Raw genomic sequence first — 16,662 nt, 5'->3', positions numbered from 1 at the left:
GGATATCGCGAATTAATGAGCCACTGAAACTGTCTGTTCTTCAGTGAACTCGAACATGCCGGTCAGTCCGCCTTCCCGGCCTACGCCACTGTCCCCGAAGCCGCCGAACGGCACTTCGGGAGTGTTCGGCGCACCATTGTTGATGCCGACGATTCCGATGTTGAGGTTCTCCGCCAATTTGGCTGCGCCCGTTGTATCCGAGCCGCACACGTATCCGGCAAGACCGACGCCCCACGAGTTGATGTCGTCGATCAGGGAAGCTTCGTCGGAGTATGGTTGGATTGCGCAAACCGGCCCAAAAATCTCTTGGTGCCACGCCTCGTTGTCCGAGCGAACCTCCACCACTGTCGGCTCCAGGAAGGTGGTCTGGTTCGGGCCGTCGGCTCCACGCCAGACTTTCTCGCCCTCCTGCTCCGCCGCGGAGACGAGTCTACGCAGACGCGTTGTCGCTTCCGCCGAGATCATTGGCCCAAGGTCGCTGCCTTCGTCGAACTGGTCACCGGTCTTCATGGACTGAACACGTCGAACGAATTCATCCACAACCTGCCGGTACTTCGCTTCATGCACAAACACGTTGTTGGCAGCGATGCACGATTCACCATTGTTGCGGAATTTAGCGATCATGAGCGTCGACACCGCGGCATCGACGTCGGCATCCGCGCGAACGATGAACGGTGCACGCCCGCCAAGTTCGAGCGTGGCTCGGGTGAAGCTTTGCGCTGCACGCATGCCTACTTGCCTGCCGACAGTTGTCGATCCTGTGAAAGACACCGCCGCCACGTCCGGATTGTCGATGAGCGCATTGCTCAGTTCCTTGCTGTCACCGACGACATACCCAACTACCCCTGCCGGGAGTATGCCATCGATCAGCTTGATGAACTCGTAGCTCGTAAGCGGTGTCACCTCGGACGTTTTCAGGACTACCGGGCAGCCGGCCGCAAGTGCTGCAGCAACCTTCCGAGCAGGAATCGAGAGCGGAAAGTTCCATGTGGAGAGGGCAGCGGTTACGCCCACCGGACGACGATTGACCAAGAACCGTCGTTCCGAAGTTACGCGCTGCTCGCCGTCCGCCATCGCGATTGCAGCTTCGGCGAACCAATCAAAGTATCTCGCGGAGAACTCAACCTCGCCGACACCTTCGGCGAGTCTCTTGCCGCTTTCACCGGCGATCATCGAGCCGAGTGGTTGACTGTCGGCGCGAAGCTCAGCGGCTATCTTCCGCAACGCGCCCGCTCGTTGGCGAGCGGGTGTGCCCGACCATTCTTTGAGCGCTCCGGTTGCGACACGAACTGCGGCGTCCACGTCGCCCGGCGTTGCCCAGGCCGTCCGCGCGAGTTCGTGTTCATCTGCGGGGTTGAGGACGGCGTGCTCGTTGCCGGGACGTACGTCGTTGCGAGCGATGCGGGCGGCAGGGTATTCCATGTGCTTATTCGGCATTTTTTCTCCGCTCTACTTCTTTCGTCTGATATTGCGCGACCACGTCGGCATTGAGTTCTCCGAGGAGGCCGGGAGTTTGTGGGACGGTGATGGCGCCGTCGTTCAGCACCCATCCGTGGGCAGGCAGGTCACTCCGCAGCGGGTTGTTCCTGACGTCGAGTTCGATCCAGTCGACCGAGGTATTCGCTGCGCCCAGGTGCACCGCTGCTGCAAGTCCAATAGCGGCGCCGTACCAATGCGGGCTGACGTTTGTTGAATTCCTCGCGGCAGTTGCCGCGGTTTGCGCCATTGTCAGTCCGCCGCTTTTCGCCGGGTCGGGCTGGATGTGGTGGATCGCTGGCGACTTGACGAGGCCGACAAACTGATCCTCGCCGTAGTTGTTCTCTCCCGCGGCGAGAGGCATGCCCGTTGCGGCGTACAGGGCTTCCAACTCGTTAAGCCGGTTGCCGTCGATCGGCTCCTCAAGCCATTCGACACCGTAGTCGCTCATCAACCGTGTCAGCTCAATGGCTTCGTCAAGGGTCCACGCCTGGTTGGCATCGGCGAATATGCGCGTTGTCATTCCACAAACGCTACGAATGGTTTTGAGTGTGTTCTCGTCGGCGTCACGGCCGAAGCCGACCTTGGCTTTTACCGCACGCAACCCTCGTTCCATCGCGAGCTCACAGAGGGCTTGAACGTCGGTTGGTCCGACGCCCGACGCGTAGGCCGGGAGAGACGTGCGATTGGTATCGCCATCGAGCAGCTCGTGGGCAGGTAGCCCGGCTCGCTTGGCAGCCAAGTCCCACAACGCAAGATCGATACCGCTGATTGCTTGCCAGATCGGTCCGGGAGCTCCCCACTGTCGGCCGAGTCCTCGTAACTGTGCGATGAGCCGTTCTTGCACAACCGACGGATCGCTGACATCCGACCCTAGGACGATGGGCGCTGCCCCCTGCAACACTGTTGCGACGCGTTCTTCGGCAGCCCAATTGGGGTAATTGATCCAGCTTTCGCCGATCCCCGTTAGTCCGTCGGCTTCAACCTCAACGACGCACACACGCCGTGCCGTCAGCGCGGAAAATGACATTGGCACTACCGAGTCGATGGGTGCCTCAAGGATCCGAACCCGCACGCAGTCGGCGATCGCCGGGTCTGAGCTCGCCATTATGCGGTAGCCGCACGCGAGACGTGGCGGTACAGCTCTTGGACGACACCTGTATCGCGTGACGCGTGCCCCTGGTCGATAGTCAGCGCATTGACTTGGTCAACACAAGCTGCCACGAACGATGCGGCTCCGACTTCGCGTTCGAGGTCGACCGCCAGCTTATTGTCTTTAGCCAGCAGCGCCAGAGAGAACGCCGGTTCATAGTCGTCGTTGTTGAGTTTCGGGCCGAGTTCACGAAATAGATTCGAGACGGTTGCGGCACCGGACTCCGCGACGGTATTTGTAAATGTTTCCGGATCCACCCCGGCCAAACGACAAGTGTTCAATGCCTCAGCCGTCACGGCATTAATGGCGCCGAACATGAGGTTATTGAGAATCTTGACTACCGATCCGGCGCCGACGTCTCCGACGCGGGCCATCTTCCGCGCAACCACGCCTTCCAATTCCTTGGCAGCGATATCGACCGAGGTAGTTGTTCCTCCAGCGGCAAGCGTCCAGTTCCCACAACCTTCCGGACGACCGAGGACTGGAGCATCGACATATTTCACGGACTGATTCGCCAACAACTCTGCGGCCTTCTTCGCGGATCCCGGGTCGATTGTCGAAAGGTCAACAACCAAGCTGCCGGGCTTTGCTGTAGTCAATCCCGATTCTGCTGCCTGAACGACGTGGGCCGGCCGCGGCAACGACAAGACGATCAACTCGGCGTCGGCCACGATGCTGTCCCTGTCCGCTGATGTTTTAACGCCAGCTTCGGCGGCTGCGGTCATCGCCTCCTCAGAGAGGTCGAAGCCCGCGACGTCGCGTCCGGCGGCGGCAAGTTTGGCAGCGACACGGCCGCCCATCGTCCCGAGGCCGATGATTGCGGTTTTACTCATTCATTTTCTCCGTTTCTTTCGTCTCACTTCTCGCTGCGGTCTCAAGATTGTGCCGCAAGCGTTCAATATGGTTTCTGGACACCTTCTCGGCTTCGCCGGGATCACCCGACTTCAGCGAATCGATGATGGTGCGATGTTCCGATAGAGCCTTTTCCATGCCACCCCCGAGAAGATGAGTGGTCGCCATGGCCAGACGGACTTGCCCCTGGAGTCGATTCAAAGATTCGATCAGGCGTGAATTATCGGAGGATTCACGAATGACTCGGTGAAATCGCGCATCGAGTTCCATATGCGTTTCCACGTCGCCGGTCCGTACTGCGACGGTGTGGGCTTCGAGGATGTTTTCGAGTTCCGACAGCCCGGCGTCATCGATTTGCTCGGCCGCGATCCGGCCGGCCAGCCCCTCGAGGACCTCACGAAGTTGGTAAATATGAACGAGATCTTCGGCCCCGATCGACGCGACAATGGCCCCCTTGTGCGGGACAAAGTCGGCGAGTCCATCAAACGCGATCCGCGTAATCGCCTCACGTGCCGGACTCCTACTGATGTTGAGCCGACGTGCGACCTCAGGAACCGACAGCCTCGATCCCGGCAGTAACTCATGCCTCAGGATCTCGTCGCGCAGAATGCGAAACGCCTGATCTACCAGCGCATCTCCACGGGTAGGTCCGGCTCCCGGTGTAAACGACTCTGTCATTTCAACTCCTTCATGCTGCATGTTACATGTAATCATTTGCCTCGTGAAGAGGATGAACTAATTTTCTCCGAAGCTGCCTTCGTAGCTCGAATGCAGCGATGCTGCGAACGGCTGGTGAACTTATTGAGACGTCCCAGCTCCCGTGCATTGCCGAACCGCAGAATCTCTGTGGTGACGCCACGCGCGCACCGCAGTACGGCACGAACCTGCAAGCGGACCGGCTTCAGCCCGCGACGCCTCAGATCCCCGGCAGGCGAACAAATGACGCCGAAGCATGCTCAGAGTGATTCTTAAACGCGAAATGGCCCGAACACTTCAACTAGAGTTTTTACTGGTCATGCGCGTCATTGGGGCGTGACCCGAACCTACCGACTTTCGAATCACACCAATCGTCGAGGAATAGTTTTCTGCCAGTCACGAGAGTAGACGGTCTCACGGCCCTCGAATCCGTCAATGCGCGCTTCCAGGACGAAATCCGTCGCCGTGCAGGTCAACCGGGCGGCCGACTCGACCCCTACCCGCCAACCTCCTCGCCGGAATTCGGTGTTCCATAAAGTCTCACCGTAGACCGATGTCGGCTCGTCACCATGACGGCCATATCGTTCTTCGACGCGCCGTGAGAACTCAAGCCCAATCTTCTCAAAGGCCACAGTGCCCGAGTCTTTGACTATTTCCACAGTCGAATTGCCGGTCGCCAAATCTCTGCAGACGACCCATCCGGCGTCCGGCTCGACGATTCTGGCAGTCGCGAGCCGCCTGGCGCCTTCGGACGGCAAATACGGCGACGGGCGGCTATCCGTCGCGCGCGCGTCCCACAAGGGCAACGACAGCACACAGTTCGGCGGGTACACAGTCACGGTGGCTCCCGCAGGTGCCGGCCAGGCGAGTGGCCAGTAGGAGGTTGACACGGCCATTCGGATACGGTGCCCGGCGGGAAACGATTGCGCTACGCCATTCAACGGTATTCTCACTCGGTAATGCTCACCGGGTTCGAGCGGTTCGGGATCTTCGTCGCTGTCTCTATGGGTCAGGTTCAATAACCCATAGGTCACTCTCGTGCTGCTGCCGTCGGGAGCGACGTCCAACAGGCGTACGGCGATCATCGCCACCGGTTCGTCCGCCGATAGTTCGAGACTTACCACGGGCGCGCCGAGGATCTCACAAGTTTCTGCCAGCTCGGGCGTATCGAAAATGAGCGACCCGGCGTCTTCTTCTCGCTGATCCGAGGGCAAATCGGGCGGCGTCCCGTAGGATGCCCATTTGCCGGCGAATTGCCCGACCGTCAGCGGTGATTTAATCGTAAGCTCGCCCGGTTCCGCCCCGACGATCCCCGTCGGTGCCAGGTCGATGGCATGGTCGGCTAGTGCTGCGTCCGTGAACGTCGTCTGCCGCGAGGGCCACTCATCCAACCCCACCCAGCGTCCCTGGCGCTCTTCGTAGCTGCTGGACGGCGGCGCGCTGTCTTGCATCCACACCCGCAACGTCGGTCCGTCCATTACCGAATTTTCGACGCCCTTGAGCCATCGGTCCCACCAATCCACCAGTATCTGCAAATATCCGATGGCGGGCCCCGGCACTCCCATATGTGGATATTTGTGGGCCCACGGGCCGATGATCCCCTTTTTCGGAACGTCGAGGTTTTCCATAACTCGAAATACCGAATTCGAATATCCGTCGGCCCAGCCGCTCGAGGCAATCACCGGGCAGTGGACCGCCGAGTAGTCCTCGTTGACGGACGCGTGTTTCCAATAATCATCGCGCTGCTGGTGTGAAAGCCACGTGTCGATCCACGGCGAAATTGCTTCGAGCCGATCGAACCACATGTCTCGCCAATTCTCCCCGACTATTGCAGGGTCGGGCGGCAACCCCGCCGCGCCAAACATCGTGGAGGCCTCGGCGAAATTGTCCGATAACAGGCATCCGCCCATATAGTGCATATCGTCGCCAAATCGATCCACCGTGAATGATGAAATCGCGATCGCTCCGAGGCTGGCCGGACGGCGGGCGGCCACCTGGAGCGCGTTGAACCCGCCCCACGAGATCCCCATCATTCCAGTGCGTCCTGAACACCATCGTTGCGAGGCGATCCACGCAAGGACGTCTTCCGCATCCTGCTGCTCTTGCTCGAGGTATTCGTCAATGAGGCAACCTTCGGAATTGCCGGCCCCTCGCAAATCCACCCGAACGCACGCATAGCCGTGACCTGCCAAATACGGATGGTTGACGGAGTCGCGTTCGGACGTGAGATCGCGCTGACGATACGGAAGAAATTCAAGTATTCCGGGGACAGGATCCGAATCGGATGCGCTCGGCCGCCAGATGTGGCCCGCAAGCCGGGTCCCGTCGGAGACCGTGATCCAGATGTGTTCTTCTTCAATGATGTCGTGTGGAAATTCGTCCACAATTTGCATTATTTTTCTGCCCTCAGTTCGCGTGCATTTTTTAAAGCGGCCCGTTTCTACACTTCGGCCGCATCCGCCGCGCTCAGAAAAGTTGGTTGAATCTCGCCGCTCGCAATTTCCCGGGCCCAGTGACACGCGACGGTGTGGCCCGGCGAGATCTCGTTCAACGGGGGATGTTCATCCGCGCATAGCGTCTCTTGACGAAACGGACACCGGGTGTGGAACCGGCAACCGGAGGGAGGGTCTGCCGGTGACGGCAAGTCGCCCGCCAACAGGATCCGCTCACGTTCCGACTCGACGACGGGATCGGGTATGGGAACCGCCGACATCAGTGCCTTCGTGTACGGGTGCATCGGGGCGTCGTACAGTTCGCCCGAACTGGCGTACTCGACAATTTCTCCCAGATACATCACGGCGACGTCGTCCGAGACATGACGGACCACTGCAAGGTCATGGGCGATGACGACGTAGGTCAGCCCCAGCGCTTTTTGCAGATCGGCGAGCAAATTGAGTACTTGAGCCTGGATGGAAACATCCAGGGCCGACACGGGCTCGTCCGCAATGACCAGTTCGGGCTCCAACGCGACTGCTCGAGCAATACCGATTCGTTGCCGCTGCCCGCCGGAAAATTCGTGCGGGTAGCGATTCGACGCGTTCCTAGGCAACCCCACGAGATCCAAAAGTTCGGCGACCTTGGTCTTGCGGTCGAATTGCACTCCGTGGGCCTTGAGCGGCTCGGTAAGAATAGTCTCAACACTTTGCCGTGGATTGAGGGATCCCATCGGGTCTTGAAAGACCATCTGCATCCGCTTTCGCATGCGGCGCAGCTCTTCGCCTTTCAACGGCGCCACGTCCGCCCCGTCGAAGTAGACCGAGCCCGAAGTCGGATCGGTCAGCCGCAGGATCGCCCGCCCGAGGGTGCTCTTCCCGCACCCGGATTCGCCCACCAGGCCCAACGTCTTTCCGCGCTCGACTTTCAAATTAACGCCATCGACAGCTTTGACTGAGCCCGTCGTTCGCGAAACGACTACTCCGCTCTTGATCGGAAAATGGACTTTAAGGTCTTGAACGTCAAGCAAGACGTCGTCGTCATTCATCTGGGGCCTCTTCTACGGCGACTTGGTTCAATGGGTTGAAACACCTCAGAGCGCCCTCGCCCTCCGGTACCAACGACGGCGTCGATTCGAGGCATTGCTGCACTGCGTTGCCGCACCGGGGCTGAAAAGCGCATCCCTGGCTCCACGGCAGGGTGTCGGTCGGCGAGCCGGCGATTGGATGCAACGCCTCGCCCTGGGGGTCATCGAGTCGTGGAATCGAAGCGAGCAAGCCTCCCGTATAAGGGTGCCGCGGCCGTGCATACAGCGGCCGGCGCGGCGACGATTCCACGACTCGTCCCGAATACATGACGTGGACTTCGTCGCACAGGCCCGCGACCACTCCAAGATCGTGCGTGATCATAATCAGCGCCGTGCCCGTGCCGGAGACCAGGTCCTTCAGTAATTCAAGAATCTGCGCTTGGATAGTGACATCGAGAGCGGTTGTCGGCTCATCGGCGATAAGCAGCCGTGGCTCGCAAGCAAGTGCGATCGCGATCAATACGCGCTGGCGCATGCCGCCGGAGAGCTGAAAGGGGTACTCCTTGACGCGGCGCCTCGGGTCGGCAATGCCTACGCGATCGAGCAGGCTGACCGATTGCTCAAGCGCTTCTTTTCTTGAGACTTTCCGGTGCCGCCGGATCACCTCCGAGATCTGGGTGCCAATAGTGACCACCGGGTTGAGTGAGCTCATCGGGTCTTGAAAGACCATGGCAATTTCGCTCCCGCGAATATTGTTCAGGCCATGCTTCGGTAGGCCCAGCAATTCGCGGCCGCGGTATTTGACGCTACCGCCGACTTGTACGCCATGCTTCGGCAACAGACCCATGATCGCCAGCGACGTCACGCTCTTGCCGCTGCCGGATTCGCCAACGATTCCGATGTGCTGGCCGGCATCGATTCCGAAACTGACTTCGTCAACAGCGGGAACAGCCCGTTGTCCGCGCCGTTGAAAAGTAACGGACAGCTTGTCGACTTCCAACAATCGCTGTGCCGGAGAGCTTGCTCCGGAATGTCCGTTGTCCACTCCGTGCTCGACGTCGGTCATGCGATCACCTCCGTTGCTTCGGGTCTAGAGCTTCGCGAAGAGACTCTCCCAACAAGGTGAATCCCAACGCGGTCAGCGCGATACAAACGCCTGGGTAAAACGCAAGCCACGGCGCGATGGCAAACCTGTCTTGAGCGCCGACGATCATCCGGCCCCACTCTGCCGCGGCCGGGTCGGACTGGCCTAGTCCGAGATATGACAACGCCGCAACATCGATGATCGCGGTAGCAAGGCTCAAGGTCGCCTGGACGATAGTGGGGCCAAGCGAATTGGGCAGCATGTGGCCCATCACGACCGTCCGCCGACGAAGCCCCAACGACGTGGCCGCCAAGACATAATCCGATTTTCGTTCCGACAGCATCGACCCTCTGAGGAGGCGGGCAAAAATGGGTATCTGCGCTGCGCCGATTGCCACCATCAATGCGTAGGTACTTTTCCCCATCACGGCGGCGATGCTGATCGCTAGCAGCAGACTCGGAATCGAAAGCATGACGTCGACGATGCGCATGACCACGGCATCGACAGCCCGGCCAAATGCTCCAGCCACCGTGCCCAAGGCACTTCCCACGCACAGCCCTATCAGCGTCGAGACGACCCCGATGATGAGCGACTGCCGGGCCCCATATATGAGCTGAGTCAACATATCGGAACCCCACCGGTCAATGCCGAGTGCGTGACCGTGACCGTGCCCCAGCACGAAATACGGAGTCGACAGGTCGGTCCACTGCGTAGACGCAGGCTGATACGGCGCCAACAACGGCGCGGCCAATGCGACTGCCAAAAAGCAAATCACGATGACGAATCCCGCGATCGCCATGGGACTCTTTGCTAATCGACGGAAAGCGCCGCGCCACAGGCTATCGCCCCGCCGGTCCTGAAAATCGGCACTCGGCCCCAGCGGCGCACCGCCCGAAGCCGGGTCTATGGATTGCGGCGCCGTCATGATTCACGAACCCGGGGGTCGATGAGGCCGTATAGGAGGTCGACCACCAAGGTCACCAACGTGAACATAATTGCGATAAACAAGATAAACCCCTGCAGTACCGGATAATCGCGGTCTCGAATTGCCTCATAGAGGTATTGACCGATCCCGTCCAGGTCAAAGACCGTCTCCGTCAGAATTGCCCCGGCAAGCAAAAGCCCTAGCTGAAGCCCCAGACTCGTGATGACCGGCAGAAGAGCGTTGCGCATCACGTGCCGAATGTTGATAGTACGAGTACGAAGTCCTTTCGCCTCCGCAGTACGCACATAATCTTCATGGATGACTTCCGAGACAGAGGCTCGAGTCATGCGGACGACAACGGCCAACGGTATTGTGCCAAGCGCCAACGCCGGAAGGGCGAGGTGCATGACGGCGTCCCAGGCGGCACCGAACTGTCCGTTGATGATTCCGTCAAGAACGTAGAAGCCGGTGGTGTGGGTTGCCTCAATCCGCGGATCTTGCCGACCGACGGTATCGAAAATGTTGAGCTTCAAGGCGAAAACGTATTTGAGCAAGAGCGCCAGAAAAAACACCGGTGTCACGGTGCCGAGCAACGAGAATGACACCACTGTCGCGTCGGCCGTACTTCCGGCCCGCTTGCCCGCGAAATAGCCGAGCGGAACGCCGACCACGATCGCGAAGATCAACGCAAGGATTGAAAGTTCGACAGTTGCCGGCAACTTGTCGGCAAACGCGCTCAGCACCGTCTCGTGCTTTTTGATGGACGAGCCAAAATCGCCGCGCAGCAAGGATCCCAGGTAGGTGAAGTATTGCTGCACCAGCGGCTGGTCGAAGCCGTACGCCTTATTAATGGCGTCGATAGCGGACGGTGTTGCCTTTTGCCCCAAGAGTGCTCTCGCTGGGCCGCCGGGCAATGCTCGCACCCACGCAAACAGCAGGATGGATAGTCCAAATAGCGTTGGCACGAGCATCGCCAGGCGGCGTACCGCGAATCGCAGCATCAGTTACCTACTTCTCGACAACTACCTGGTTCCACACTTCATCCTCGACCGGGCTCGGGACGTACCCTTTCACCTTCGGATCAAAAGCCAAGGACGGAGCACCGTTGCCGAGTGGGATACCGGGAAGAAACTTCATGATGTCTTCATTGATCTTTTTGTAGGCCGTTTCTTGCTCATCGGTGGTCGGCAGCTGTTTGGCGTGCGCAAGCTTTTTGAAAAGTTGCGGATTGTTGAAACCCCATTCGGCGTGCTGCGCACCAAAGAACGTCCCCAAGAAGTTGTCGGCGCTATTGTATTCACCCGTCCATCCGAGAATGTGAATACCGTGGTCGGAGGTACCGGACGTTCGATTGAGGTAGTCAGTCCACTGGTCGGCCACGGGTTTGATGGTGATTCCTACGGCCTTCAGCTCGTCGCGGATTTCGTTAAACGTGTCCTTGGGGCTTGGCATATACGGGCGGCTGACATCTGTGGGGTAGTTGAACTCCAGCGTCAGATTAGGATAGCCGGCTTTTTTGAGTAGTTCTTTTGCCTTTTTGGGATTGTATTTATATTGCGTGACGTCCGGGTTGTAACCAATCACCGATTTCGGAATGAATTCTTTCGCGACCGTCGATCCCGGCGTCATTGTTTGCTTGACGATTTTCTCTTTATTGAGAGCATACGCGATCGCCTTGCGGACCTTGATATTGCTCAAGGCCTTAACTTTTTGGTTCATTCCGAGGTACAAAATGTTGAAGGGTGGGCGTTGAATAAGGTCGAAGCCCTTTTTCTGTAGGCTTCCGATGTCGCCGGGAGCTACGAGGTCGAAACCATCGATGTCTCCGGCGGCCAAGGCATTCGCCCGGGCCTGAGCATCTTGGATAGTTGTAATAATGACTCGTGGCGTCTTCGCTTTTTGCCCCCAATAGCCATCGAACCGTTTCAGCGTTACTTGCTTGCCCTTCTTCCACGAGACGAACTTGTAGGGCCCGGTTCCGGTGGGGTGCTTCGTTGCGTATTCGCTCGACGTAGGATCTTCCCCGGCCTTGACTTGGTCCCACTTCTTCAGCGCAGTCGGGCTCTGCATAGCGAATGCCGGGCTGGTCAACGCTCCGAGAAAGCCCGCAAAAGCGCTCTTGAGCTGAATCGTCACCTTGTGGCTGCCGTCCGTTTCACACGACCGGTAAATACTGTGTGACCCAAAGCCCTTGAATATGTGTTTCCACTCATAGCTGGCGGCCTCGGTACGGGCAACCCCCGGCGGCTGGTTATTCATGTGTTCGAAGTTGTAACAAACCGCCTTCGAGTCGAAATCGGTGCCGTCTTGGAACTTCACGCCTTTTCGTAGCTGGAACGTGTAAGTTTTGCCGTCTTTCGAGGAGTTCCATTTCGTCGCCAAACGCGGCGCGGGATCCGGACTGCAGGGCTTTGCCCAAACGAGGCCTTCAAAAATCTGATGCGCGATCCGGAACGAGTCGCTGTCGTTCGTGTGAAAAGGATTGAGTGAGGTCGGATCGGTGGACGCGGCGAACACGAAGGTGTTCTCACCCTTACCGGTCTTCTCCTGTGCCTTCTTCTCAAGCTTTTGACATTTCGCAGTCACGTCGTGAGCATTCGGCGCCGTATTCTTCGGCGGCTCGCTGCTCCCGCAACCGGCGAGGCCGACGAGTGAGACTGCCAAAACCGAGGCCAATATGCTGGTACGAGACTGCATACGCATGTACTTTTCTCCTCATTGAGTATTCGGGCAAAGCTGAGAGCATTTAGGTTTTTGGTCAAAAGTCGCGCCGGGTTACGACTGACTAGCGCGCTGCCGGCCCATCCTTGGACCGCCTCGCCGACTATTCGTCGGAGCAAGAAGCTGTTGCGACCTTACAAACTGCTGGATCTATTGTCAACAATATATCCAATTTACTTTTCAATTGCTTGTGCCGAAGTCGCAAGCAACAACAGGAGGCGACGGCCCGCGTGCACTCACCCGTTGACGTCAACAATGTTCTCGCTCACAACACTTGCGAGAGGAATTGCTTGGTTCGCGCGTGATGCGGGTTGTGCAGGACGTCGCTCGGGCTGCCGGTTTCGATGATCTGGCCGTCATGCATGAGTGCGACCACGTCGGCGACTCTGTCGGCAAATCCAATTTCGTGCGTGACGATCAGCATGGTCATGCCGACGTCTGCCAGGCTTTTGATGACGTCGAGAACCTCACCGACGAGTTCCGGGTCAAGGGCAGACGTCGGCTCGTCGAACAGCATGAGCTTCGGCTCCATGGCGAGGGCCCGGGCTATCGCGACGCGTTGTTGCTGGCCTCCCGACAATTGACTTGGCCACCCATCGGCCTTCTCCCCGAGACCGACTCGCTCAAGCAAGGCAACTGCCGTTTTTTCGGCAGCTGCCCGGCCCTGTTGTTTCACGAGGAGCGGGCCTGCCATCACGTTATCGAGCACACTCATATGCGGGAAGAGTCCGAAGCTCTGAAAGACCATGCCAATTTCGCGCCGATTCTTTGCAACAACGTTTTCCGGAAGCTCGTACAGTTTGTCATTGCGTGCCGTGTAACCGACGTACTCGCCGTCAACGAGGACGTCGCCGGAATCCACCCGCTCAAGGTGATTGATGCATCGCAACAACGTGCTTTTGCCCGATCCGGACGCTCCCAGCAAGCACACGACGTCACCTCGATTGACCGTCAAATCGATTGAACGAAGAACCTCGACTTCCCCAAACGATTTATGCACCGATCGAAGCTCGACCATGGGACTAGTCAACTCACACCTCACAGTTCTGTATGGAAGGCTTTACGCCATGGCCGATTGTTTGACGCTCCGGCCGACCCGCTTCTCGGCGACCCGCTGTCCGATCGACAACAGCGAGACCACGATGAGGTACCAGAGGGTCGCCACGATCAGCAGTGGAATAGTCTCGTACGTACGCGAATAGACGATTTGCGCGCTATACAAGACATCGGGAATCGCGATAACACTGACGAGCGACGTATCCTTCAGCTCGGAGATGACCCGGTTACCGGCTGGCGGGATGATGAGCCGCAATGCCTGGGGCCACACCACTTTCCGGAACCGTGTGCCGCGGCTCATCCCCAGCGCACAAGCGGCCTCCACCTGAGTTTGGTCGACTCCGAGGATGCCGCCCCGGACTACTTCGGCCATGTATCCGGCCGCATGCAGGCCCAAACCGAGCATCGCGGCAATGAACGGACTGATCACGGCGTTGGTGTTGACCGACACCAAATCCGGTCCGAACGGAATGGTGATCGACAGCCGCGAGTACAGCGCGGAGAGATTGAACCAGAATATGAGCTGGACCAGTAACGGGGTCCCACGAAAGAACCAGACGTATGCGCTGGCGATGTAGGTGAGAACTGGATTCTTCGACAAACGCATGACCGCGATCACAGTGCCGAGCGATAGGCCGATCGCGACACTCAGCGCCGTCAGTTCGATTGTGGTCAGCAACCCGCGAACGATCGACTTGCTCAAGAAATACTTGAAGACGACGTCCCACTGAAAGTTGTCGTTGCGGATCGCGCTCAATACCAGTACCGCGAGAATTATGACGGCGACGGCCATGCCGATCGAGTTCCCGGTGGAGAACTTCGGCCGAGGTTGGACGACTTTGGGTTCGTCGCGCCCTGGCTGGCTGCCGCCGGGCTGGTTCCAGCTCACCGTCGAGGTAGCCATGTTTAGTCCTTTTGCACGGCGTTGATCGAGAACTTCGTGACGGTGTTAGCTTTCATCCCCCACTTGGCGAAGACTTTCTCGTACGCTCCGTTCTCGTGCAGCAGCTCCAACGCTTTCTGCACGGGTTTAATGAGTTTGCTGCCCTTCAGTGTGCCAATCGATACCGGATTCGAGCGCAATGTGCCGGCAGTGACGACTTTCCCGTTCGAGCGTTTTGCCGCATAGCCCATGACCGGTGAGTCGATAAGCACCCCGTCAACTCGGCTGCTGCGCAGGGCGAGCAGGGCCGAGGTCGAGTCACGGAAGGTCTTCTTAGTCACGGGCTTCTGGCCTTCCTTTTGACATTTCTTGTTGAGGTCGGGGAGAACGACGACGGCCTGTGAGGAGCCCTTCTGCACACCCACCGAATGGCCGCACAGTTTCTTCGGAGTCAATTTGTCCGGGTTGGAAGCCAGCAGCCCGAGCGTCGTCCCGGACTGTGCGTAGTCCACGAAGTCCAACACCTTCGCACGATCGGTGGTCGGCTTAAACTGCGAAACCACAACGTCGTAACGATCTGCTTGGAAGCCCGGTATGACTTGATCAATCGGGACCCCGGTGATCTTCGGTTTCAGACCGAGAACTTTTCCGATGAGCACGGCGAGATCTCGGTCCAATCCGTTCATGCCGTTGTCGGTCGTGAAGTGAGCTGGCGGACTCGACGTAGTCATGACGATTCGGAGCTTCCCGGATTTGCGGAGTTTAACGGGCACCGATTTGGCGATTTGATCCGACTTTTCGACCGTAGGAAGATCTGATCCGATTTTCGTTGACGACGACGTCGGATTTGCGGGTTGAGAATCTTCGACGTCGCACGCGGAGACGAATGCCATCATGACAATCGCGGCGAACATGCCCGATGCGACTTTGGTCTTCACCGTTTTACTCATGAAAGCTGGCTCCTCAGGTAGTTCCTAGGTCCGCGTGGGTGCGGATGTGAATACATCAAGCAGTCTTATATCGGATTGGCGGCGTTGAGCTGGTACCTAATGGATGAAAGAGCCCCTGTCGGTCGAATCGCCGACGAGATATTCAAATTTTTGTATTTCGCTCCCGGTGCTAAACCTTTCGAGTCGGAAAGCGTCGATCGGAGCCGTCTCGGCTTTCCCGTTGACGATCAATTCGGCCATGCAGGCTCCAATAGCAGGCGACTTCTTGAATCCGCTACCGCTCATACCAACAGCGAGTGCCAGCCCGGAAACGCCATCCGGTTTGCCGAGGACGCAGCACCGATCCGGCGTCATATCTAATGGACCCGCTTGCGCCGATTGTACGGTCGAGTCGGAGAATCCAGGCAGCGTGCGAGCGAGGTGTGCTCGGGCGGTTTCCGGGAAGTCCCGGTCGGGCGTTACACCTTCTGCAGACGTGAGCGGGGTACCGGTGCTTCCGCGACTGAGCCCGACCAACGTCGCGTGTTCCCCGGAAGGGCGGGCGTAGATCCCCGAGCGCCTGTCGATGATCGCAAGGTGGCCATTGACACCAGGCAACGTTGGTGGCCGCGACACGATAGCTGCCTGACCGCGGACGAGTTCGATCGGTATTTCGACGCCCACGGTACGAGCGAGTGCTGCGGACCAGCTGCCGTTGGCCAGGATCACGACTCCGGCGTGCAGCGAGCCGGACGACGTCACAACTCCGGTAACTTGCGTGCCGTCAGCGATGAGGTTCCGAACCGATTCGCCGGTCCGGATGTCGGCACCGAGCCGCTGAGCAGCGGCGGCGAAACCTTGCGCTGTCGCCACCGGGTCCGCGTACCCGCTTCTTTGCTCGTAAGCCGCATACTCGTCGTCTTCAATTGCGAGTCCGGGTTGAAGTCGCCTCGCGTCCGCTGCGGTGACGAGCTGGGTTTCGACGCCGATAGCCTGCAACCGGGCGACGTTCTTTTCCAGCAAATCCTTATCGACCTTGTGAACCAGCTGGAGGAATCCGGTTTGTCGGAAGCCACAGTCGCCGCCGACACGCTCCGCCCATTCTTCGAACCACGGCACTGCCGCCCACGCGACCTGCGCCTCGGGACTGTCGGGGTAATGGCTCCGAACCAGGGCGCCCGATTGTCCTGATGCTCCACCGGCGATCGCACCGCGTTCGATCAGCGTCACGTTGGTGACACCGAGACGTGCCAAGTGGAACGCAATGCTCGTTCCGATCACTCCGCCGCCGACGACGACGATTTCAATTGCTTCTGCCATGGCTTCCTTCAGCCTTGTGAAAATATCCTATGGGGTGTTTCACACAATGCCATGAGACGTAGGTCACAAGCAATCGTTCCGATCGGCGATTCGTCGGCGTGATGGGA

At 58.7% G+C, this 16,662-nt stretch carries 14 protein-coding genes; all 14 read right to left on the bottom strand.

Going from position 1 to position 16,662, the window contains the following annotated elements:
* Positions 1-12: 12 nt before the first annotated feature.
* The 14 genes from BJY26_RS06965 to BJY26_RS06900 all read right to left on the bottom strand — a co-directional run bounded on the left by BJY26_RS06965 (position 13) and on the right by BJY26_RS06900 (position 16,555).
* A complete protein-coding gene (locus tag BJY26_RS06965; RefSeq protein WP_244954053.1) occupies positions 13-1,422 on the bottom strand; it encodes an aldehyde dehydrogenase family protein in 1,410 nt (469 codons plus the stop codon).
* A 4-nt stretch (positions 1,423-1,426) separates the two neighbouring features.
* Positions 1,427-2,506 carry a mandelate racemase/muconate lactonizing enzyme family protein gene (locus BJY26_RS06960; protein WP_179426855.1) on the bottom strand — a complete coding sequence of 360 codons (1,080 nt, stop codon included), beginning with the start codon at positions 2,504-2,506 and terminating at the stop codon, positions 1,427-1,429.
* A 77-nt stretch (positions 2,507-2,583) separates the two neighbouring features.
* The gene (locus BJY26_RS06955; RefSeq protein WP_179426853.1) at positions 2,584-3,462 is read right to left on the bottom strand and encodes an NAD(P)-dependent oxidoreductase; all 879 of its coding nucleotides are present in this window, start codon (positions 3,460-3,462) and stop codon (positions 2,584-2,586) included.
* Entirely contained in the window at positions 3,455-4,159 is a 705-nt protein-coding gene (locus tag BJY26_RS06950) for a GntR family transcriptional regulator (protein WP_179426851.1), read from the bottom strand. Before BJY26_RS06950 ends, BJY26_RS06955 begins: the two co-directional genes overlap by 8 nt.
* 380 nt (positions 4,160-4,539) lie before the next feature.
* Positions 4,540-6,570, bottom strand: a complete 2,031-nt coding sequence (locus tag BJY26_RS06945; protein WP_179426849.1) for a CocE/NonD family hydrolase — start codon at positions 6,568-6,570, stop codon at positions 4,540-4,542.
* Between the two features lie 47 nt (positions 6,571-6,617).
* Complete coding sequence (locus tag BJY26_RS06940; protein WP_179426847.1) at positions 6,618-7,658, bottom strand: ABC transporter ATP-binding protein; 1,041 nt, start codon at positions 7,656-7,658, stop codon at positions 6,618-6,620.
* Positions 7,651-8,703 (bottom strand): ABC transporter ATP-binding protein, encoded by a 1,053-nt coding sequence (locus BJY26_RS06935; RefSeq protein ID WP_179426845.1) that lies wholly within the window; start codon positions 8,701-8,703, stop codon positions 7,651-7,653. The genes BJY26_RS06940 and BJY26_RS06935 overlap by 8 nt, the downstream gene beginning before the upstream one ends.
* A gap of 4 nt (positions 8,704-8,707) precedes the next feature.
* Positions 8,708-9,646, bottom strand: a complete 939-nt coding sequence (locus BJY26_RS06930) for an ABC transporter permease (protein WP_179426843.1) — start codon at positions 9,644-9,646, stop codon at positions 8,708-8,710.
* The gene (locus BJY26_RS06925) at positions 9,643-10,647 is read right to left on the bottom strand and encodes an ABC transporter permease (RefSeq protein WP_179426841.1); all 1,005 of its coding nucleotides are present in this window, start codon (positions 10,645-10,647) and stop codon (positions 9,643-9,645) included. Before BJY26_RS06925 ends, BJY26_RS06930 begins: the two co-directional genes overlap by 4 nt.
* A gap of 7 nt (positions 10,648-10,654) precedes the next feature.
* A complete protein-coding gene (locus BJY26_RS06920) occupies positions 10,655-12,343 on the bottom strand; it encodes an ABC transporter substrate-binding protein (protein WP_218852309.1) in 1,689 nt (562 codons plus the stop codon).
* A gap of 289 nt (positions 12,344-12,632) precedes the next feature.
* The gene (locus tag BJY26_RS06915; protein ID WP_179426837.1) at positions 12,633-13,385 is read right to left on the bottom strand and encodes an amino acid ABC transporter ATP-binding protein; all 753 of its coding nucleotides are present in this window, start codon (positions 13,383-13,385) and stop codon (positions 12,633-12,635) included.
* Positions 13,386-13,427: 42 nt separating this feature from the next.
* Positions 13,428-14,327 carry an amino acid ABC transporter permease gene (locus BJY26_RS06910; RefSeq protein WP_179426835.1) on the bottom strand — a complete coding sequence of 300 codons (900 nt, stop codon included), beginning with the start codon at positions 14,325-14,327 and terminating at the stop codon, positions 13,428-13,430.
* A 2-nt stretch (positions 14,328-14,329) separates the two neighbouring features.
* Positions 14,330-15,037 (bottom strand): transporter substrate-binding domain-containing protein, encoded by a 708-nt coding sequence (locus BJY26_RS06905; protein WP_269151160.1) that lies wholly within the window; start codon positions 15,035-15,037, stop codon positions 14,330-14,332.
* A 315-nt stretch (positions 15,038-15,352) separates the two neighbouring features.
* Entirely contained in the window at positions 15,353-16,555 is a 1,203-nt protein-coding gene (locus BJY26_RS06900) for an NAD(P)/FAD-dependent oxidoreductase (protein ID WP_179426831.1), read from the bottom strand.
* Positions 16,556-16,662 lie beyond the last annotated feature (107 nt).

Origin of the sequence: Spelaeicoccus albus, from assembly GCF_013409065.1 — a bacterium.
Taxonomy (GTDB): domain Bacteria; phylum Actinomycetota; class Actinomycetes; order Actinomycetales; family Brevibacteriaceae; genus Spelaeicoccus; species Spelaeicoccus albus.
Note: the sequence above shows the minus strand (reverse complement) of the source record. Positions and strands in the feature narration are given on the sequence as shown.

Coding starts and splice junctions, on each gene's coding strand:
- BJY26_RS06965 (WP_244954053.1), bottom strand. CDS start 1,422: ATGGAATACCCTGCCGCCCGCATCGCTCGCAACGACGTACGTCCCGGC.
- BJY26_RS06960 (WP_179426855.1), bottom strand. CDS start 2,506: ATGTCATTTTCCGCGCTGACGGCACGGCGTGTGTGCGTCGTTGAGGTT.
- BJY26_RS06955 (WP_179426853.1), bottom strand. CDS start 3,462: ATGAGTAAAACCGCAATCATCGGCCTCGGGACGATGGGCGGCCGTGTC.
- BJY26_RS06950 (WP_179426851.1), bottom strand. CDS start 4,159: ATGACAGAGTCGTTTACACCGGGAGCCGGACCTACCCGTGGAGATGCG.
- BJY26_RS06945 (WP_179426849.1), bottom strand. CDS start 6,570: ATGCAAATTGTGGACGAATTTCCACACGACATCATTGAAGAAGAACAC.
- BJY26_RS06940 (WP_179426847.1), bottom strand. CDS start 7,658: ATGAATGACGACGACGTCTTGCTTGACGTTCAAGACCTTAAAGTCCAT.
- BJY26_RS06935 (WP_179426845.1), bottom strand. CDS start 8,703: ATGACCGACGTCGAGCACGGAGTGGACAACGGACATTCCGGAGCAAGC.
- BJY26_RS06930 (WP_179426843.1), bottom strand. CDS start 9,646: ATGACGGCGCCGCAATCCATAGACCCGGCTTCGGGCGGTGCGCCGCTG.
- BJY26_RS06925 (WP_179426841.1), bottom strand. CDS start 10,647: ATGCTGCGATTCGCGGTACGCCGCCTGGCGATGCTCGTGCCAACGCTA.
- BJY26_RS06920 (WP_218852309.1), bottom strand. CDS start 12,343: ATGCAGTCTCGTACCAGCATATTGGCCTCGGTTTTGGCAGTCTCACTC.
- BJY26_RS06915 (WP_179426837.1), bottom strand. CDS start 13,385: ATGGTCGAGCTTCGATCGGTGCATAAATCGTTTGGGGAAGTCGAGGTT.
- BJY26_RS06910 (WP_179426835.1), bottom strand. CDS start 14,327: ATGGCTACCTCGACGGTGAGCTGGAACCAGCCCGGCGGCAGCCAGCCA.
- BJY26_RS06905 (WP_269151160.1), bottom strand. CDS start 15,037: ATGACTACGTCGAGTCCGCCAGCTCACTTCACGACCGACAACGGCATG.
- BJY26_RS06900 (WP_179426831.1), bottom strand. CDS start 16,555: ATGGCAGAAGCAATTGAAATCGTCGTCGTCGGCGGCGGAGTGATCGGA.